Below are 17984 nucleotides of genomic sequence, written 5' to 3' on the forward strand. Positions count from 1 at the left end.
AGCTGGGCCTTTCCCTACTGGGCAGCCACCTCAGCTGGGTAGACACTCACCTTTTGCCGCCACTTGCCATAGCGCTCAAAAGTCACAATGCCGGTGACCACAGAATACAAGGTGTCGTCGCCGCCGATGCGCACGTTCACCCCTGGGTGAAACTTGGTGCCCCGCTGCCTGACCAGAATGTGGCCGGGATGCACCAGCTCGCCCCCATAGCGCTTCACCCCCAGCCGCTTGGCATTGGAATCTCGACCGTTGCGAGTGCTGCCCGTTCCCTTCTTATGAGCCATAACGCCTCCTATGCAACTGCGTGATCAACAGAAACGAGATAAAAAAATCGGGATTCAGGACACCTGAGTTCAGAGTTTATTCCTCATCCGCAGGGATCCCTGTCGCCACTGCCGAAGGGGCTGCCTCTGGGTTAGACTCTGGAGCCGCTTCCGTACGGGATGGTGCCGTGGCTAGGGGCACCCCATTGAGTTCAATAGACTCGATCAGCAGACGGGTCAGCGGTTGCCGATGGCCCCTCTTTTTGCGGGTCTTTTTCTTTGGCCTCATCTTGTAAACGATGATTTTATCGCCGCGCCGATGCTGTAAAACCCGTGCCCTGACGACCGCCTCCGAAACGTAGGGATGCCCCAACGTGATTTGTCCCTCGTGGTTGATCAACAGCACACGAGACAAATCGAAGGGGCTGTTCTCCTCCACTTCCGCCAGGCGATCAACTTCGTAAAAACGCCCCGGCTCCACCCAAAGCTGCTTACCGCCGGTTTCCACAATTGCGTAAGTCATCTTTCTCCCTGCCGTACAGGTGCCCTGCGGGGGTCTTGAAACCTGATCCGAGCATTGACAGCGATCTTAGATCGTAGCCGAAAAAGCCGCCGTCCGTCAGCTGGGTTTGGTCGAGGACTGGCTTGCAACAGTTCCGGTCGAGCAGTGGGACGGACTCCCCAAGCACCTCATGCTGTTGCCCCCCAGCCCCTTTCCCAGAGGAAGAGGGGAGTTGGGAAGCAGTTGGGAAGCAAATGTGCAGCATCTGAGGCGACCGCAGGCCAGAGGTTGCAGAGTCATTCTTTGCTATTCGGTCAGCTTCTCCCAAGCAGCCTGAAGGGCAGCCTGCATGCGCTGAGCGGCGCGGCTGAGGCGATGTTGCCAGGTTTCCCACTTGTGTTGCAGAAACTCTGCCGCCTCGTCCAGTAGGGAGAGATCGAACTTGCCCCCTTTGGCCAGCTCGTCCCGCACCTGCTTCACCTTAACGCGCACCACCTCCGGCGGATCCTGTGGGCCAACCAACGCCTTGAGGCGATCCCCCATGCGCTGGATAAGCTGTTTCACCTGCCGAGATTTTTCGCTCCAAAAGTTCTTTAAGCCTTCCGCTTCCGATTTCAGCCGCTGCGGAGCATCCTCCTTAACCACCACCGCGTCCACATCAATGGCTTCCACATCCTCAGGCAGGAGAACGGCGCGCCCCCCCCAAGGCTCGGCAATGCTGCCACCCAGAATATAAGCGGCAATCGCTCCAGTCTCCCAGTCAAAGAGAAAATCCTCAATCCAGCCGACCTCTCGATTCCCAATGCGCACTGTGCGGCGGTAAAGAGAGCTGATGGGGGTTAGGGGGGTAGCAAAAACGGTAGAGTAGGTCAGCAGCGCGTCTGGCCCGATGAGAGAAATCTGCTCCAGGGGGGTGTACCCCTGCTGGCTGGTGAAGTAGCATACCCGCCCTGTTGGGTCAACCCAGATTTCTTCTACGGTACCCAATGCGGTAGCAGTGCTGCCATCGAGGGCCAGCAGGCCCACCACTTGGCTACGTCGGATGATCTGTTCCATAGGGTTCATCGAAGTTTATCTCCTTGATGGGTTAGCTGGGCAGCCTCAAAATCCGCGGTAGTGGCGCAGTTGCCCCCTGAGCCGGGCAATTTCCTGAGCCATGTCCAAGACCATCGCTGCCCCCGTCCAGTTAAGCCCCAAGTCTCGGTGTAGGCGGCTCATTTGCAACAACCGCCTGAGCTGTTGGGGGGTCAGGTAGCTGCTCTCGGCCTCCACTAAGCCTTGGGCCAGCAGCCATTCCAGCAGGTGGGGAGGGATCCCCAACAGTTCCGTGGCCTGCTCGAAGGTATAGAGCCGTTCTTCTACCCGCACAATGGCCAAACTCATAGACTCACCTCCTGCAAGTGGGCGCGGGGATCCCAGCTACGGCTTTGCCGCAGCTTTTCGTAGAGATCCCGTTCGGTCTGGGAAAGGGATTTGGGTGCCACCACCTTCAGCCGCACCAGCAGGTCGCTCCGCTGGCCTTGGGGATCCCGCCAGCCTTGGCCGCGCAGCCGCAGGGTTTGGCCGCTGTCTACCCCGGCAGGGATCCTCAGTTGCACGCGACCCGTAGGGGTGGGAACTTCCGCCGTCCCTCCCAAAGCCGCCTCGTCAGGAGTAATGGGCAGCTCGCAGAGGAGGTTGTCTCCGTCAAAGCGGAAGAAGGGATGGGGGGGCAGCTCCAAAGTGAGGTAGAGATCCCCTCTTGGCCCGCCAAAGGGGCTGACCTGGCCTTTGCCCTTGACGCGGATGCGACTGCCCGGCTTAGCGCCGGGGGGAATGCGGATAGTTAGCGTTTCTCCATCTAGGTTCAGCCGTTTCTGGGTGCCGTGGAAAGCTTCTGCCCAGCTGAGACCCAGAGTGCCCTCCACATCCTGCCCCGGCAAATCCACCGAGACAAACGGCCCAAAGCCGCCGGCGAAGCCCTGGAACCCGCTGCGGCGGGAGCCCATACGGCCCAGCAGCTCGTTGATAAACTCCTCGAAGCTGGCGTATTGGGCGAAGCCCTCCATGCCCGGCATTCCAGCAGCAGAACCAGTACCCACCCGCTGCCAGTACTGCCCAAACTGGTCGTAGCGCCGCCGCTTCTCTGGATCAGAGAGCACCTCGTAGGCTTCGTTGATCTCCTTAAAGCGTTCCTCTGCCGCCTTGTTGCCGGGGTTCACGTCGGGGTGATACTGGCGGGCCAACTTGCGATAGACGCGCTTGATTTCCTCGGCAGAGGCATCTCTGCTGACGCCCAGGATCTTGTAGTAATCCTTGAAGTCACTCGCAGCCATAGGCTCACCCCTGCAAGGTTAGGTTAGAGTTTTTCGGGCTATTCTCAGGATATAAGGTTGCAGCTAAAAAATTGGAGCAGACCCAGAACACGTACAGGCAGAGCGGCGAGATGGCGCTTTACTGTGCTCTCGCTACTTCGGAAACTTTTTGGGCTAGGGCTTGCGTTTGGAGAAGATCCCTTTCTCATCTCGTGTGAAAATTTGCTTGACCTTTTCCCAAGCTTTGAGGAGTGCATGGGTGGAGTTATTGCTCTCTTGTTTGGCTTGGTTGTAGGCTTCCACAAAGGTTTGCTGCGCTTCTTCCGAGAGGTCAGCGCGGATTTCCGGCGAGATGCTCTCTGGGGTTAAGTCTCCCTCTGGCTCACCGGGCAAGTTCAAGTCGGCAATGGAAACTTCCTCTCCGCCAGCACTCTGCAGCAGCCAGTAAATTTCGCCCGACTTCTCTTCCGGTACTTGCACCACCAACAAGAACTCGCCCGCCTGTACCCGGGTTTGGTAGATGGCGGCTTTCTCCTGCGGCATACCCAAGGCAATCAGGGCGGATCCCAGGCCCGCTCCCAGTGCTCCGTACAAAGCGCCGCCCGTTGCCCCCAACAAAGCGGCTCCCAGAGGCCCAGCGGCCACCACTGCCCCCAAAAAGGGAATGAACAGCACCCCCACGCCAGTGAGCAGCCCCAGCAGGGATCCGAACAGGGATCCATAGATGGCCCCATTGGTCAGACCGTCCAGAACCACCTCTTTGCGGGTGATAAACCCGGTAATTTTGGCTTCGGTTTGAAAGTTGCGGCCAATAATGGAGATGCGATCGTTGGGAATGCCACGGTTCAAAAGCCGCTGGATACACTCTTGCAGCTTGCCCTCTTCTTTGAAAGCGGCGGAAGCACACTTTTTGGGAGCTTGGGCAAAAGCGCTCATACGCAATCTCCTGCTGAGTTTTACAGTGCCAAGGCAGGTTTTTTAACCTTTTCCCTGCTACTACTCTCGTCTTACTACTCTCGTCTATTGTCTCCCCTCTTCAGCAAAGGACTCGGTCGCAGAATCGCGAACCCCCTGGAGAAATCTCCGTACTGAGGATGCCAATTCCATCCTTACCCCTGGCCTCCTTCCAGGAGAGGGGAGTTGGGATTCAACGCATGCTACTTGCTGCCGGAATGACTGGGGGGTTTGGAGGAGCTACAGCAAGCGGATCCCGGCCATCAAGCCCTGGCAGACCCCCGTCAGGAAATCTGGATCTAGGGTTTCCAAGGTATCGCTCAGCTTGTGGTAGTGAGGGTTGCGCAAGAAGGCGGTGTCGGTAACCATAACGGCGGCGTAGCCCGCATCCCAAAAGGGGGAGTGGTCGCTCAGGCGAGTGGCAGGCAGGATTAGGCCCCGCTGCCCGGCCAGCAGCCAGCAACAAGGGATCCCCACTTTTTGAAAATCACGCTGCAGCTTGAGCAGATCCCCCCAGGTGGGCCAGTTGCCGATGAGACCGATGTAATCTCCCCGGTTGGGGTAGAGCTTCTCAAGGCCGGCGGGATAGTCCTGGGATCCGGGGGCGGGATCCCGGTAGCCCAGCATCTCCAGAGAGAGCATCAGCCGCAGGGGCTGGCGCTGCTGTTTAAGAAAGCGGGCGTAGGCTGTGCTGCCCACCATTCCCCGCTCCTCCAGGTCAAAGGCCACCAGCCACAGCGGAGAAGAAGCCGGCTCGGCAGCAAAATGGCGGGCCAACTCCAGCAACACCGCTATGCCGCTGGCGTTGTCGTCTGCTCCAGGGGTTGCCGGGGCAGCGTCAAAGTGGGCTCCGATGAGGATGGGTTGGCGGCCAGAACGGGATCCCGGCAATTTCAAGATCCAGTTGCGGTGCAGGCGGCCACCGGCCTCAAAGGGGAAGGACTCCAGGGATCCCCACTTAGAAAGCTGCTCTTGGATGTAGCGCTCCACCTGCTGATGGCCCAGGGGCGACCAGTCGGGATCCCGCGGCTGGGCCACCTGGCGCAGATGGGCCTCTAGGCGCTGCTGCAGGTCTGGGAGCTCTGCTGCTGACATCAGTTTCCCACCTCAGAGGGAATGGCTTGGGCATGGACTTGGCAGGCCAACTCCAGGGTGAAGTAGCGGTGGGATCCCACCGTTCCCGCCAACACCCGAAAGGGATTCTCAGGATCCCCTAGGTGATCCAACACCAAAGCTGCCCCGGAAAAATCCTGATCCCGGGTATAGTCGTTTACCGTCACCACAGTGGGAATACCGGCCTGCTGGGCCGAGCGCAGCCCATTCTCCGAGTCTTCAAAGGCCAGGCAGGCCTGGGGGGGCAGCCCCATCTGTTCCAGGGTGTAGAAGTAAATATCGGGAGCAGGTTTTTTGGCGGGGACAATATCGCCGGCAGCGATCACTTCAAACCAGCTTAGGCTCTCCGGCAGTGTGTGCTCCAAAAGGGCTGTTACATTTTCCGGCGTGGTGGTGGTGGCAATGGCCAAGCGGATCCCAGCAGCTCTGGCCTCCTGCAGGAGGCGCTTCACCCCTGGGCGGAGTGGGATCCCCCCTTGGGCCAATAGGGCAGTGTAGTGGCGGGTTTTGGCCTGGTGCAGCCGGGCAATGAGGGCATTTAAATCTTCACCAGGGGGTAGCGGCGGCTGGCAGGTTGCAACGAAATGGCGAATGCGCTCTTTGCCCCCCGTAATGGCCAGGAGTTGGCCGTAGAGCTCCACCGACCAGTGCCAGTCCAGCCCTGCCTCGGCAAAGGCAGCGTTAAAGGCCACGCGATGACCATCCCGCTCCGTGTCCGCCAGCGTGCCGTCCACATCGAAGATCAAAGCTTGGAGTTCCATGCGTACCCCCGCTCCCCCCCAGCTACAAGCGACCCTATGCTACCCCATGGTTTGGGTGCTCTCAGCCTGGTTTCTGGGAAGGCCGACAAGATGAGAGAATGAAGCACCGGTTATCCAATCTCGCCATGAGCTTCGATTTTGACTTGATCATCATCGGTGCCGGCGTCGGCGGCCACGGCGCTGCTTTACATGCGGTCGAATCTGGCCTGAAGACCGCCATCGTTGAAGGTGCAGAAATGGGCGGCACCTGCATCAACCGCGGCTGCATCCCCTCCAAGGCTCTGCTGGCCGCCTCAGGACGCCTGCGGGAACTGCAACATAGCTCTGGGCTGGGCATCCAAGTGGGATCCGTCCAGGCTGACCGGGGAGCGATTGCCGCCCATGCCGCCCAGGTGGTGGAGAAAATCCGCGCCGACATGACCCGCTCCCTGGAGAGGCTGGGGGTAACAATCCTGAGAGGGCGGGGCAAGTTGGTGGCACCCCAGCAGGTGGAAGTCCAGGAAGAGAAGGGATCCTATACCTACACGGCGCAGGATGTTATTCTTGCTACGGGCTCCCGCCCCTTTGTGCCCCCTGGCATCGAGGTGGATGGCCGGACGGTGTTCACCAGCGACGAGGCGGTGCGGCTGGAGTGGATCCCGGAGCGCCTAGCGATTATCGGCAGTGGCTACATTGGCCAGGAGTTTGCCGACATCTACACTGCCTTGGGATCCCAGGTCATCCTCATCGAAGCCCTGGAGACCCTGATGCCGGCCTTTGACCCCGATATTGCCCGCCTGGCCCAGCGGGTGCTGATTAAGCCCAGGCAAATCCAGACCTACGTGGGGATCACGGCCAAGCAGGTGATCCCTGGCCAGCCAGTAACGATTCACCTCTCCAACGGCGAGACGCTGCAGGTGGATGGCTGCTTGGTGGCTGCCGGTCGGATCCCGGTCTCAGAGGGGCTGGGCTTGGCCGAGCTGGGCATCGACACCGGCAAACGGGGGTTCATCCCCGTCGATAGCCGCATGGCCACCGATTTGCCTCACCTCTGGGCTATTGGGGATGTGACCGGCAAGATGATGTTGGCCCACGCAGCGGCAGCCCAGGGGAGAGTGGCCGTGGAAAACATCTGTGGCCGTACCGCCTATATGGACTACCTGAGCATTCCGGCCGCGGTGTTCACTCACCCGGAAATGGGTTTTGTAGGGCTGACCGAACCTCAGGCCAAGGAGGAAGGCTACAGCGTGGGCACGGTGCGCACCTACTTTGGCGGCAACTCCAAGGCCATTGCTTCGGGAGAGACAGAGGGCATGGTCAAGCTGGTCTTTGACAAGAGCACCGGCCTACTGCTGGGATCCCACATCTTGGGGGCACATGCAGCGGATTTGATCCACGAGGCGGCTCAGGCAATTGCTCGCCGGGCCACGGTGCGAGAACTGGCCGGCTTGGTGCACGTTCACCCCACCTTGGCAGAGACGCTGGAGGAAGCCTACAAGCGGGCAACTCACGCTCTGGCAGGGCCTTAGCCAACGGCTCGGCAGAGGGTCGCCTGCCTCACTCGGTTTTGTGAGGACTCCGTCCCGCCCGCTCTGCCTCCGGCGGGGTTTACAACCAGGCTGTGAAGGGCCAGGTTCTCAGACGGGCAACCCAGCAAGATCTCCCGGCTCAAAGCGTCAAGAAGACCTTAGGATGGGGGGGAACGCGTGGGAGGAAGTGCTTTTGGTGAGCGAAGCCGAGATTACCCAGGCAGTGCAGGCCCAGTACGAGACTTTCCCCTATCCTCCTATTCCTTACGACCGGCCCTTTGAGGGCTTCTCCAGTCTGGGCAGCTATACCTTGGCGCAGTACGCCCGCACCCGTAGGCTGCAAGAGCCCGCAGGAGCCAGGTTTTTGGTGGCAGGGTGTGGCACCGGCTGGGAGGTGCATGGCATTGCCGCCAGCAACCCCGGCTATGGTTCGGTGGTCGGGATTGACATCAGCCGCCCGGCCCTAGAGATTGCCCAAAAGCGAATTAAGCACCACGGCCTGCGCAACTGTTCGGTGCAGTACGGGGATCTGATGGATCCCTCTACTTGGCCCGAAGGCAGCTTCGACATGATCAGCTCCTACGGCGTGATTCACCACACTGCAGATCCGGTGAAGGCTTTGAGCAATCTGGCATCGCGGTTGGCTCCCGATGGGGTGATGGCGCTGATGCTCTACAACCGTTCAGGCCGTTGGCATCTGTACCGCATTCGGCGAGCCTTGGAGTTGTTGGGCATCACCCCACCTGCAACCCCAGAAAAGATCGAATTTGTGCGGCAACTGCTGAAGGGAGCCAGCCCCAATTCCCTTTTGGCCAAGCACGCCAAGGCTCACCAAGAATACTATGGACAAGATGAAAACATTGTCGATAATTTCTTCCATGCCAATGATATTCCTTTCGACATCGGCGAGATTCCCGACTTGCTTGCCCAAGCCGGGCTGGAGTTTATCGATGTAGCCCCCTACTTGGACTATTGGAATGCCAGGCCGTTGATTGCCGCCACCCACCCGGAGTTCCATCGCCGCTACGAGGTCCTTGCTCGCATCGACCAACTGCGGGTCATGGAGTATCTGGAGCCTCTGTATCACACGCAAAATCTCTTCTGGTGTTGCCATCAAGGGAAAAAGGTGGACCACTGGGATCCCTTTACAGTCGAATTTTTTAAGAGCTCCCGCTGGCAACTCAACCCCTTGTTCGTCCGCTATGGCAGCGTGCGCTACTGGGATCAAAAAATCCCCTTTTCAGATCTGTTGGGCAAGCTGGATCCGGCCCAGATCCTGACCCAGAAGATGGATATTTTCTGGCCTATCGCCCGCATCCCGGGCAAGATGATAGCCTCTACCCGCTACCAAGTGGTGGAGCTGCTGCTGCCCTTGGCCAATCAAGCCCGTTCTGGCGCTGAGATCCTGGCTGCCCATGAAGAGAGAGCCGACCACCTTCTCAACCTATTTCGACAGTGGGAAGCAGACCGGTTAGTCCTGCGGGTTGCCTAGCTTCTGGTTATTCCAAACAGTCCAAATCACCAGGGTCAAAGTCTGTTCCATGCTAAGGTTGTATCATGCATGACCGAGGACGGTGCTTCTCCCCAGGCATGTTTGCGCCGGCGGTTCGGAGCACCTCTACTGGGACATCTTCGCCACAGCTTTCCCTGTGAATAGAGCTGGCAGATCTGGATCCCGATCAACATCCCTGACAACCCCAACGCCAGAGCTGGTAGGAGGCAAGGATGGCTGACTACAATCGCGGCATTATGAAGTTCAAGGGGGCAGATAGCCCAATTGTCGTTTTGATCTCGGCAGGAATTGTGGCCGGTGTGGTTTCGGCCCTGATCTGGTGGGCTTTGCACTTTGCTTACGCAGCTTGAGTCTCAGCCCATATCAGAAGCCGAGGTCAGTTTTTCCTACATTGCCAGCCTTCCGAGCAAAGGAGGGGAGTGGGACGAGGCTTTCTTGCAACGCTTGCGGCAGTCTCTTCAACGTTGGTACCGTGACCACGGAAGGGATCTGCCCTGGCGCCGCACCCGGGATCCCTACGCCATTTGGGTTTCGGAAGTGATGTTACAGCAAACCCAGGTGGCAACAGTTATCCCCTACTTTCAGCGCTGGATGCAAACCCTGCCTGGGATCCCAGCACTGGCGGCAGCCCCCCAGCAGCAGGTGCTGAAACTGTGGGAGGGCCTAGGCTACTACCGGCGGGCCCTGAACTTGCACAAAGCCGCCCAAATCCTGGTGCGGGAACGGAACGGCGAGTTCCCCAGGGATTTGGAGCAGGTGCTGGCTCTGCCGGGGATCGGGCGCACCACAGCCGGCGGCATTCTCAGCGCTGCCTTCGATCAGCCTTTGCCCATTTTGGATGGCAACGTTAAGCGGGTGTTGGCTCGCTTGGTGGCTTTGCAACAGCCTCCGTCCCAGTGTCTGTCCCTGCTGTGGCAGCTTTCCCAGCAATTGTTGGATCCCGTGCAGCCACGGGCTTTTAACCAAGCCCTGATGGATTTGGGAGCTACCGTCTGTCGTCCCAAAAAGCCTCACTGTGGCCAGTGCCCTTGGCAAGCGGATTGCAGCGCCTACAATCGAGGTCAACACCAACAATTGCCTATGTCTGCACCCCGTGCCTCTCGTCCTCACAAGCAAATCGCGGTTGCCATTGTTCTGCGGGGAAAAGAAATCCTTATCGATCGACGACTGGAAAGCTCAATGCTCAGCGGGCTGTGGGAGTTTCCCGGAGGCAAAATCGAGCCGGGAGAAACGGCTGCCGAGTGTGTAGTACGGGAGGTAAAAGAAGAAATCGGCATCGATATCGAGGTGGTCGCGCCGCTAGCCACCGTCGAACATGCCTATACCCATTTCACCGTTACTCTTATCGCTTTTATCTGTCGCTACCTGGGCGGAGAAGCCCAAGCCCTGCAATGTAGCGAGGTGCGCTGGGTCAGCCCGGCGGAACTGTCGGAATTTCCCTTCCCGGGAGCCAATCAAAAGTTGTTTCCCCACTTGCATGCTTGGCTGGCGGAGCATGGGAACACCTTTGAACACACCTAATCTGCCAAATGGCTTGGGCCCCTCTGGAGCAGTTGCCCCAAGACATTCGGTAGGATAGTAGATGTCCTGCTGCTGTGAGCTACGGATATGCTTGTCACTCTGGAAAAAGCGGGGGAGATTCTGGCCAAGGGATCCCACACAGCCATCACAACCACAGATGGCAAGATCGCGCTGGTGCCCAAGGGAAAAGAAACCCTCAAACTGACGGCCAACGAAGCCATTAACCTAATGTTTTACGTCGTCCGCTCCGCTGAACCGGCAGAGACGGTGATGGCCCAACTGGAGGAGGCAGTTGCCAAAGCTCAAGCCCCCGATCCAGCCGAGGAACGGGCCAGAAAATATCGAGAACTTCGTGGCATCTAAACGGATGGGCACTCGTGCCGGTTGGATCCCTTCGCAAACTGGAGAGAGACCCCAAAACAAAGATTAAAAGCAGGAGGAGCTAAGGGCGACGAACTTTCCATCGGTGGTCCACCCCAGCAACATTGGCTCCTGCGGTTGAATGGCCCGTCCGGTGAGAGCACAGCATTGGGCTTGGTGGGCCGTGGCCGGGAAGCTGGCCCGAATATCCTCAGGACTGAGGGTGGCAGCCCCTTGAGAGTGACGCAGGACATAACTCCAAAGAATTTCCCGTATGAGGGCCTGGTAACCCTGATTTCCGGCCAACGCCTTCAGTCGCTGCTTCAGCTCACGTTCCAGCCGAATGCTGGTCACTTCCATCTGAGTCGTGGGAATGGGGGAATGGGCGCGGATGGGCATGCAGGGATCCTCCCTCGAAAAGCCTATACTACTTTTGTAGCATAGCTAACTTCTCGCCCGAGCGAGGATCCCGGCCTGGGTGAGATGGCTCAGGTCAAAATGGGCCTAAGCTGTGCAGTTCTGACCGCTAAGGCAACGTCAGCACCTGAGTGTATGGTTGAGTTGATCCCGCCCCGTCGCCGTGCCTTGGAGCATTTGCTGGCCCGCCTTGGATTCAGGGATCCGGCTTTGCTGGAACAACTGCGTTGGGATCTGCTGGATCAGGCTCTGATTCACCCTTCTCTGGATGGCCGACGGAACAACGATCGGCTGGAGTTGTTGGGGGATTCTGTCCTGCGAATTTTGGTTACGGAATTCTTGTTTCAGTCCTATCCCCATCTGTCGGTGGGAGAGCTGACCGCGATTCGCTCCGACCTGACCAGCGATGCTTACCTGGCAGAACTGGCGGATCTGCACGGCTTGGATCGCTACCTCGAGGTGGGATCCAGCTCGCAAAACGACTTGGCCGGGCGGGGTCGGCGGCTGGCGGATGCTTTCGAGGCTCTCCTGGGAGCCTTTTATCTCAGTTGGGGTATTTACACGCTGCCCAGGCTGCATCCCTGGCTGGATCCCTACTTACACCGACGAGTGGAGCAATGGTTCCAAGACCCCACTCGGCGCAACCCCAAAGCAGCCTTGCAAGAACTGACCCAACGCCTTTGGGGTAGCCTGCCCGAATACCGCCTGGTGGCCGCCCAGGAGCATCCCCCTCATTTCACCATGGAAGTTTGGGGGCAAGGGCGGTGCTGGGGCCGCGGTGAAGGTCGCTCGAAAAAGGCTGCGGAAATGGCCGCCGCTGCTCAAGCCTACGAACACTTGCAGTCGGAGAAGACATGAGAGGCAACCACCGCTACGAGTTGGCCAGTTGGTTGTTTTTGCTGGGGAGCAGCCTGTTTGCGGCGAGCGAGGTGATGACCTTGGGTAGCGACCCCCCTCCGTGGGATCCAGCAGCTCCAGCCTTTCTCAATCTCAAGGTTGTCCAAACCCTGCTGGGGATAGGAGCCAGCCTCCTGTTCGTCGTAGGTAGTGCTCTGTTCATCCTCGATGCCCGTCACCGCTGAGATGCGCCCCTTATCCAGCAACCACAATAGCCCTTCTCCGAGAGCGGAGAGAGGCGAATAGATGAGAAGCTTGCTAATAGGGACTTCTTCCGGCTACAGGATCGGCAGGCGAGAGACTTTCTTCCTGTGGCAACCCTTCCGGCTCGTTTGACGAGTCATTCGGACGAGAGGAAAAAGATGGCTCTGGGCTGCTCGCGTCGGCAGGATCCATCCCCGGCAAAGCCAAAGAACCAGCAGCCTCGGTGGCCCGAGCATACAGCCTGGCTCGAACCTCTGCCTCCTGCTTGGGCTTCAGATAGAGGTTCTCCAGCAGCACCGCCATACCCGCCACCCACGGGGGGGCGATCACCGCCCCAACAATACCCAACAACTGGGTGCCCCCCAGCACCGCCAGCAACTGATACAAGGGCTTCACCCGCACCGAGGATCCCACCAACAGAGGATCCAACACATAGGTTTCCAGGTTTTGAACGGCAACGTATAGGATCAGCACCCACAAAAAAGTCCAGCCCCCCTGCACAATCGCCACCACCAAAGCGGGCAGGGATCCCAGTACCGGCCCAATGAAGGGGATAAGGTTGGTAAACCCAGCGATCACCCCCAGCGCCAGAGCAAACTCCGACAGGCCGAGAAAGCGAAGCGAGACGGTGATCATCACACCCAAAATGGCAGAGACCAGCACCCGCCCCTGGATGTAGCCCCCCATGCGCTGAGCCATCGGGTGTACCTGCTCAGCAAGCCGCTCATTCCAGGGATAGGGAAACAACTCCACCAAGCCCCGCACCAAGTCAGAGCCGCTCACCAGCATGTAGCCGGAAATGAAGAGGGTCAGCACCATGGTCAGCAGACCGCCCAGCAAACCACGGGTGAAGTCGAAAGACTGCACCAGCACCCGTTGTCCCGAGCGAACCGCCCAGCTCATCAACGACTGAGGGTCGAGCAACTGGTTTAGGTAGTCCAGCGCCGCCGGATCCACCCCCGCCAGATCGGCAATCCAGGTATCCACCAACAGTTGCAACTGCTCCAGATAGAAAGGCAGCCTCGTCAGCAACCGCTGGGTCTGAGTCGCCACCGTCGGGCCAATAAGCAGAGCCAAGCCGGCAATCCCGGCAATTAAACTCAGATACACCCCTACCACCCCCAACCAGCGGGGGATGCGTAGTCGCTCGGCCAGATCCACCAAAGGAGCCAGCGCCGCCGCCACCACCACCGCGATCATCACGGTCAGCACCAAGCTGCGCAGTTGCCACAGCAGCAACAACAGCATCCCTGTGGCCACCACCAGGGCTACAGAGGATACGGAGATGGTCAGTTGTCTTCGGCTCATCACTTGGCTGGGTTCTCTTCAGGGGGGCGTTCAAGCCCCCCTAGGTAACAGATGGCTCTACCATCCTGGCCTGGCTTGGACGAACTTGCCAAATGCTCCTGGGCAAAGACCCCAAACCCAGCGCTTCAGATCCTCAGCAAAAACCCCGCCAGAGCTGAGCTACCGCAACAGTTCCCTCCGCACCGCTTCTACATATTCCAGCAGCCCCGGGGATCCCCCGCCCGAAACCTGCCACAACATCAAAGCGCTACCCAAATCGGAAGCGGCACCAGCCCTATCCTCTCCCTGGTAAGCGCGCGCCATACCGCGGTGGTAGTAACCTTCAGCCCGCTGGGGCTGCACCTCGATAGCCCGGCTGAAATCCTGAACGGCCAAATTGAAGTCGCAGATGCTGGCCCACATCAGGCCGCGATGGACATAGGCCTCGAAAAGATCGGCAGCACTTTGATTTTGCTTGGCCAGCTCAATGGCCAGGTGAGACACATCAAATGCCGATTCCAGATGGCCTTGTTCGGCCCAAATGCGGGAGCGGATCAAGTGCAATTGCGGGTTGTGATAGGCAATCCGATCCAGGGGAGACAAGGTCGCCAGAGCCTGCTCAGGTTCTTGCAAACGCTCGTGTTGGATTTTGGCCTTGAGCAAATAGGCTTCAGCCAGGTAGGGATCCAAAGCAATGGCAATATCCAGATCCCGCAGAGCAGAGCGCATCAAGCGAGCAATGGCAGAAGCATGCTCAGGCTGCGGTAAAGCAGCAGGATCTTCTTGAGACTCCCGCCAGAAGTATTGCGCCCTTTGCAGATAAAGTTGCGCATTTCCCGGCTCCTGTTGGATGGACTGGGTTAGCCGCGCCAGCTCATTGGGAAGATCCGCCGGAGCAGAGGATTGGGAGCAGAGGATTGAGAGAGAGTGGGATCCTGACGCCGAGGCCGTGCCGGCACGGCAAGGCTTGGGTTGGAACGGCCAACAACCCCGGCGGGCTGGGGAGCTGCCTGCTGTACCAGCAACTGATGAGCCTGCTGCTGGTGAGCGAGAGAGCGCTGCTCAAGCTGCTGTACCCGTTCTTGCAGCTGGGCTTGCCGCATGAGCCAAGATTCAGAACCTGGTTCATCTTCAAACAAGGCCTGGGATGAGGGCAGGGAGTGCTCCCAAGCTTGTAGAGAAGCCTCAGTGACAGGACTCTGGCTCTTACGAGATGAGGCCAACCAGCCACATTCGCCGATCAAAAACGGCAAAGACAGCAAACCCAACAGCGCCGAGCCGGAGAACAAAAGACTGGGCTTAAGCATGGATCCCACCCCTTGAAATAGCCTAGAAATGAAGAGTTGCCTCTAAGCTAGTTCGCCACAGCCGCAGTGTCCAGACTTTCGGCGATACCCGTCCTGCCCCAAGACCTGGAAACTCCCCTCTAGGGGATTTTGCCACCGGCCAGATCCACCAACTCCACGCGGCGATTCTTCGCCCGGCCTTCCTCAGTGGTGTTGCTGGCCACAGGAGCAGAGAACCCCACGCCAACCGGATAAAGGCGGCGCTGCTCGATACCCAGCTGAACCAACCGGTTGACAACCGCCTCGGCCCGGCGCCGCGAGAGACCTAGGTTGTAGTCGAAGCTACCGGTTGCATCGGTATGACCGACCACGAGGATGCTGAGGTCGGTGCGCTCGCGCATCAGCTTGGCGATCTCGGCAAGGGTGGGCTCGGCAGCCGCTTCAATCTGATCCGAGTCATAGGCAAAGAGAATGCCGTAGAGGGCGATCCGGCCATCGCGGCTGATGGCTTGATTGATCTCGCCGCTTGTGATGCTTTCAACCAGCTCCAGGCGTTGCTGGCGGGGCTTGACATCGACGACATCCACTCGCCCCAGAGTAATCCCGGTCGGGATCTGCCCACTGCCGCGGGTGATCTCCCAGTCATCGGTATTGACCACAAAGTAGGCGCTCACGAATCGCTCATCGCCTTCGGGGGACTTGCCACGTGCGGCTAAATAGGCAGCAGTGTTTTCTCTGGCGTTCTGAAACGGCCACTGGGCCCGTTCTTCCGGCGTGCTGTAGGTGCCCTTCATATTGAGGATCTCGTGAGCAATCTGGTTGTTGTAGCCAAGGGTCTCAATCTCCTCCCCCAAGCCGGAGAAGAGGATCTCAAAGCCAGACTCTTTCAGTTCGGTTTCGTAGTTGAGCAGTGCCTCGAGAGGGACAACCCGCTCCGGCAGTCGGTAATAGGTCGTGATACGACGCCCCTCGACAGTTTGAGACCGATAGGGCTGCACAGCTCCCATCGCGCCACTGAAGACGATTTTTTCAAGGGCCAACTTAAAGCGGTCGTAATCGGCCCGCGATTGAAACACAATGCTGGATCCTGCAAAGCGCTTGAGCCCCGGAGGATCCGCTGTCCCTGGCAGATCGGCCCGAGCTGGCCCCGCCTGGACAAGTAGAGCTGTTAGCGTAGAGAAAATAAAACCTTGCAGGGCATGGCGCCGCAAACCCACGTAAAAAGGCATGGTTGTCTCCCAGGTCTCCGGATCCGTTCCGGGTTTTCTGCCAGGAGTTTACCCTAGAAGGGATCAGAAATGCATATGCATAAAGTTAAGGTCAAGGCAAACTTTGTAGTCATTTAGGATTGAGATGAGATGACTGGGGTACCAAATTCTTCTCGCTTGCTAGGACTAAAAGTTTGGGTATGGGTGGGATGTCCTAGAATAAAGGGGAGAGGGAGCAGGCCACCGTTTTCTTAGCAAGCTGCCGGTGGATACAGGAATGAATCGCGATCTATTGCCCCTGTTGATTGCATTGGCGGCTGGCTGTGGCCTGACTAGCCGCTGGCATCCCCAGAAGGAAGCGGTGTGGCTCTACCAGTTGAGCCAGCCGGTTACAGCGCCCCAGCCGGGGGTAGAGGTCTATGTCTTGGATCTATTTGACACGCCCCCGGAGACTGTTGCTCTGCTCCAGCGGTCGGGTGCCCGCGTTGTTGCCTATTTTTCAGCCGGGAGTTGGGAAGATTGGCGACCAGACGCTGCGTTGTACCCGGAAAGCGTACTGGGCGCAGCCTACGAAGGCTGGGACAGAGAACGCTGGGTGGACATTCGCGCCCTTGACATCCTGGCACCAATCCTGAGCGCGAGGCTTGATCTGGCGGTGCAGAAGGGATTTGACGGTGTAGACCCGGACAACGTGGACGGCTACCTGAACCCCACCGGCTTTGCCCTCGCACCGGCTCACCAACTCCAGTTCAATCGCTGGCTGGCCCAGGAAGCCCATCGTCGCGGTTTGGCGGTCAGCTTGAAAAACGATCCTGAACAAGCGGCTGCTCTAGAGCCCTATTTCGACTTTGCCGTGAGTGAGTCCTGCTTTGCAGAGGGGTGGTGCGATCTTTGGCAGCCTTTCACGAAAGCCGGCAAGCCGGTGCTCGCCATCGAGTACACAGATGCCTTCACCGAAACTGAGTTCCTGCAACAGGTCTGCTCTGCTGTCCCGGCAGGTCTGCATGCTGTGCTCCACCGCAGGAAACTAGAGGGTTGGGGCGTGTGGTGTGGTGCGGGGATAGCTGTGCCAGGTGTAGCCAAAGATTTGGTTAGCCAGCCAAATCATCAAAGCGCTGATGACCGCCCTTTGGCGAGTTAACCTGGTGCCTGCAATGATGCCGATAGCAACAAAGGGCAGCGTACAGGTATAGGCGATATTGCTCAGGCAGCCAAGGGTGGTGAATAGGCTGGGCCAAGTCTTGGGTAGCCTGTAGCCAAATAGAGGCTGGGATTCGGCGAGGAGCTTCGGGAAGGGCTTGAACAAGCGGCTGTAGGCTGACCATAGGCTAATCTCCTGGGAAAAGATGGGCTTTTAGGGGACAATTCCTAAGCAGGTGCTCGTGGACAAGTTGTCCCGCTACTGGCGGAGTAACCCGCTTGTACCAGGTGCGGTCGCCAGAGTAAAAAACCACCGGTCGCTGTTGGCAAACTTCTAGACAACCTGAGGTTATGACCGGTACATCCAGGTTGACTTCTCGGCGGGCAGATTCCAGAGCTTCCACAACCGGTTGATAGTTGCGGGAAGGATAGCAACGGCTGGAGCGACAGACAGTCTGGATCCCCCACCTGCGGGGCTGGTTCTGGGGATTGAGACGGCGGTAGAGAGCGGCGCGGCTAACCCATCTTTTGCGGCGCAGCTCGGGTGGGGTCTTGCGGTAGGGGCCGCCTTGGTGCTCCTCCAGGCACAAATGCAGGTGCCAAGTTTCGGTGGCCACTGTCAGGTAGCCGTCGTAGAGCATGCACAAAGCCGTCGGCGTAGAGCATGCACAAAGCCGTCGGCTTTTCAAAAGCCAGCTCCAGCACTCCTCCTTCCACCCCATGACCGAGTTGGATCTCGGCCCAGCGTTCTTGAAA

The 17984-nt window shown here is 58.7% G+C and carries 22 protein-coding genes; 8 read left to right on the forward strand and 14 right to left on the reverse strand.

All coding sequences use genetic code 11. The annotated features are described in order from the left end of the window. Nucleotides 1-14: 14 nt before the first annotated feature. The 8 genes from rpmA to NW839_RS04515 all read right to left on the reverse strand — a co-directional run bounded on the left by rpmA (nt 15) and on the right by NW839_RS04515 (nt 5887). Complete coding sequence (gene rpmA / locus NW839_RS04480; protein WP_011432382.1) at nt 15-284, reverse strand: 50S ribosomal protein L27; 270 nt, start codon at nt 282-284, stop codon at nt 15-17. 76 nt (nt 285-360) lie between these two features. Beyond that, nucleotides 361-786, reverse strand: coding sequence for a 50S ribosomal protein L21 (gene rplU, locus NW839_RS04485; RefSeq protein ID WP_414349973.1), 426 nt, complete (start codon nt 784-786; stop codon nt 361-363). Nucleotides 787-1071: 285 nt separating this feature from the next. Further along, on the reverse strand, nt 1072-1830 hold the full coding sequence (locus NW839_RS04490) for a photosystem reaction center subunit H (protein WP_414349974.1): 759 nt from the start codon (nt 1828-1830) through the stop codon (nt 1072-1074). Nucleotides 1831-1866: 36 nt separating this feature from the next. Then, nucleotides 1867-2148 carry a chaperone modulator CbpM gene (locus NW839_RS04495; protein ID WP_011432385.1) on the reverse strand — a complete coding sequence of 94 codons (282 nt, stop codon included), beginning with the start codon at nt 2146-2148 and terminating at the stop codon, nt 1867-1869. Then, a complete protein-coding gene (locus NW839_RS04500) occupies nt 2145-3080 on the reverse strand; it encodes a DnaJ C-terminal domain-containing protein (RefSeq protein ID WP_011432386.1) in 936 nt (311 codons plus the stop codon). Before NW839_RS04500 ends, NW839_RS04495 begins: the two co-directional genes overlap by 4 nt. 153 nt (nt 3081-3233) lie before the next feature. Continuing rightward, nucleotides 3234-3995, reverse strand: a complete 762-nt coding sequence (locus NW839_RS04505) for a ChaB family protein (protein WP_011432387.1) — start codon at nt 3993-3995, stop codon at nt 3234-3236. Nucleotides 3996-4253: 258 nt separating this feature from the next. Beyond that, nucleotides 4254-5108, reverse strand: coding sequence for a M28 family peptidase (locus tag NW839_RS04510; protein WP_414349975.1), 855 nt, complete (start codon nt 5106-5108; stop codon nt 4254-4256). Then, a complete protein-coding gene (locus tag NW839_RS04515; RefSeq protein WP_414349976.1) occupies nt 5108-5887 on the reverse strand; it encodes an HAD family hydrolase in 780 nt (259 codons plus the stop codon). Before NW839_RS04515 ends, NW839_RS04510 begins: the two co-directional genes overlap by 1 nt. Nucleotides 5888-6012: 125 nt before the next feature. Here NW839_RS04515 and lpdA point away from each other — a divergent pair, with 125 nt between their 5' ends. From lpdA to NW839_RS04540, 5 genes are all read left to right on the forward strand, one after another. Continuing rightward, nucleotides 6013-7395, forward strand: coding sequence for a dihydrolipoyl dehydrogenase (gene lpdA / locus NW839_RS04520; protein WP_414349977.1), 1383 nt, complete (start codon nt 6013-6015; stop codon nt 7393-7395). A 196-nt stretch (nt 7396-7591) separates the two neighbouring features. Beyond that, nucleotides 7592-8887, forward strand: coding sequence for a class I SAM-dependent methyltransferase (locus tag NW839_RS04525; RefSeq protein ID WP_414349978.1), 1296 nt, complete (start codon nt 7592-7594; stop codon nt 8885-8887). A 233-nt stretch (nt 8888-9120) separates the two neighbouring features. Beyond that, the gene (locus tag NW839_RS04530) at nt 9121-9258 is read left to right on the forward strand and encodes a hypothetical protein (protein WP_011432392.1); all 138 of its coding nucleotides are present in this window, start codon (nt 9121-9123) and stop codon (nt 9256-9258) included. Nucleotides 9259-9352: 94 nt separating this feature from the next. After that, complete coding sequence (gene mutY / locus NW839_RS04535) at nt 9353-10429, forward strand: A/G-specific adenine glycosylase (RefSeq protein WP_414349979.1); 1077 nt, start codon at nt 9353-9355, stop codon at nt 10427-10429. Between the two features lie 87 nt (nt 10430-10516). Beyond that, entirely contained in the window at nt 10517-10792 is a 276-nt protein-coding gene (locus tag NW839_RS04540; RefSeq protein WP_011432394.1) for a hypothetical protein, read from the forward strand. 63 nt (nt 10793-10855) lie between these two features. Here the strand turns inward: NW839_RS04540 and NW839_RS04545 are convergent, their stop codons facing one another. Then, nucleotides 10856-11188, reverse strand: a complete 333-nt coding sequence (locus NW839_RS04545) for a hypothetical protein (RefSeq protein WP_414349980.1) — start codon at nt 11186-11188, stop codon at nt 10856-10858. 153 nt (nt 11189-11341) lie between these two features. Here NW839_RS04545 and rnc point away from each other — a divergent pair, with 153 nt between their 5' ends. Next, the gene (rnc, locus tag NW839_RS04550; protein WP_011432396.1) at nt 11342-12064 is read left to right on the forward strand and encodes a ribonuclease III; all 723 of its coding nucleotides are present in this window, start codon (nt 11342-11344) and stop codon (nt 12062-12064) included. Next, a complete protein-coding gene (locus NW839_RS04555; RefSeq protein WP_414349981.1) occupies nt 12061-12288 on the forward strand; it encodes a hypothetical protein in 228 nt (75 codons plus the stop codon). Before rnc ends, NW839_RS04555 begins: the two co-directional genes overlap by 4 nt. A 73-nt stretch (nt 12289-12361) precedes the next feature. Here NW839_RS04555 and NW839_RS04560 read toward each other — a convergent pair whose 3' ends face one another. From NW839_RS04560 to NW839_RS04575, 4 genes are all read right to left on the reverse strand, one after another. Further along, entirely contained in the window at nt 12362-13615 is a 1254-nt protein-coding gene (locus tag NW839_RS04560; protein ID WP_414349982.1) for an AI-2E family transporter, read from the reverse strand. Between the two features lie 159 nt (nt 13616-13774). Next, a complete protein-coding gene (locus NW839_RS04565) occupies nt 13775-14323 on the reverse strand; it encodes a hypothetical protein (protein WP_414349983.1) in 549 nt (182 codons plus the stop codon). Nucleotides 14324-14454: 131 nt separating this feature from the next. After that, on the reverse strand, nt 14455-14901 hold the full coding sequence (locus NW839_RS04570; protein WP_414349984.1) for a hypothetical protein: 447 nt from the start codon (nt 14899-14901) through the stop codon (nt 14455-14457). A 119-nt stretch (nt 14902-15020) separates the two neighbouring features. Further along, a complete protein-coding gene (locus NW839_RS04575; protein ID WP_414349985.1) occupies nt 15021-16109 on the reverse strand; it encodes an OmpA family protein in 1089 nt (362 codons plus the stop codon). 256 nt (nt 16110-16365) lie between these two features. On the opposite strand from NW839_RS04575, the gene NW839_RS04580 reads away from it, so the two are divergent. Beyond that, nucleotides 16366-17229 (forward strand): endo alpha-1,4 polygalactosaminidase, encoded by an 864-nt coding sequence (locus tag NW839_RS04580; protein WP_414349986.1) that lies wholly within the window; start codon nt 16366-16368, stop codon nt 17227-17229. Between the two features lie 187 nt (nt 17230-17416). Here NW839_RS04580 and NW839_RS04585 read toward each other — a convergent pair whose 3' ends face one another. After that, nucleotides 17417-17950: a (2Fe-2S) ferredoxin domain-containing protein gene (locus NW839_RS04585; protein WP_414349987.1), complete on the reverse strand. Its 534-nt coding sequence runs from the start codon at nt 17948-17950 to the stop codon at nt 17417-17419. Nucleotides 17951-17984 lie beyond the last annotated feature (34 nt).

The organism is Synechococcus sp. R5-15, from assembly GCF_047462035.1.
Lineage (GTDB): Bacteria > Cyanobacteriota > Cyanobacteriia > Thermostichales > Thermostichaceae > Thermostichus.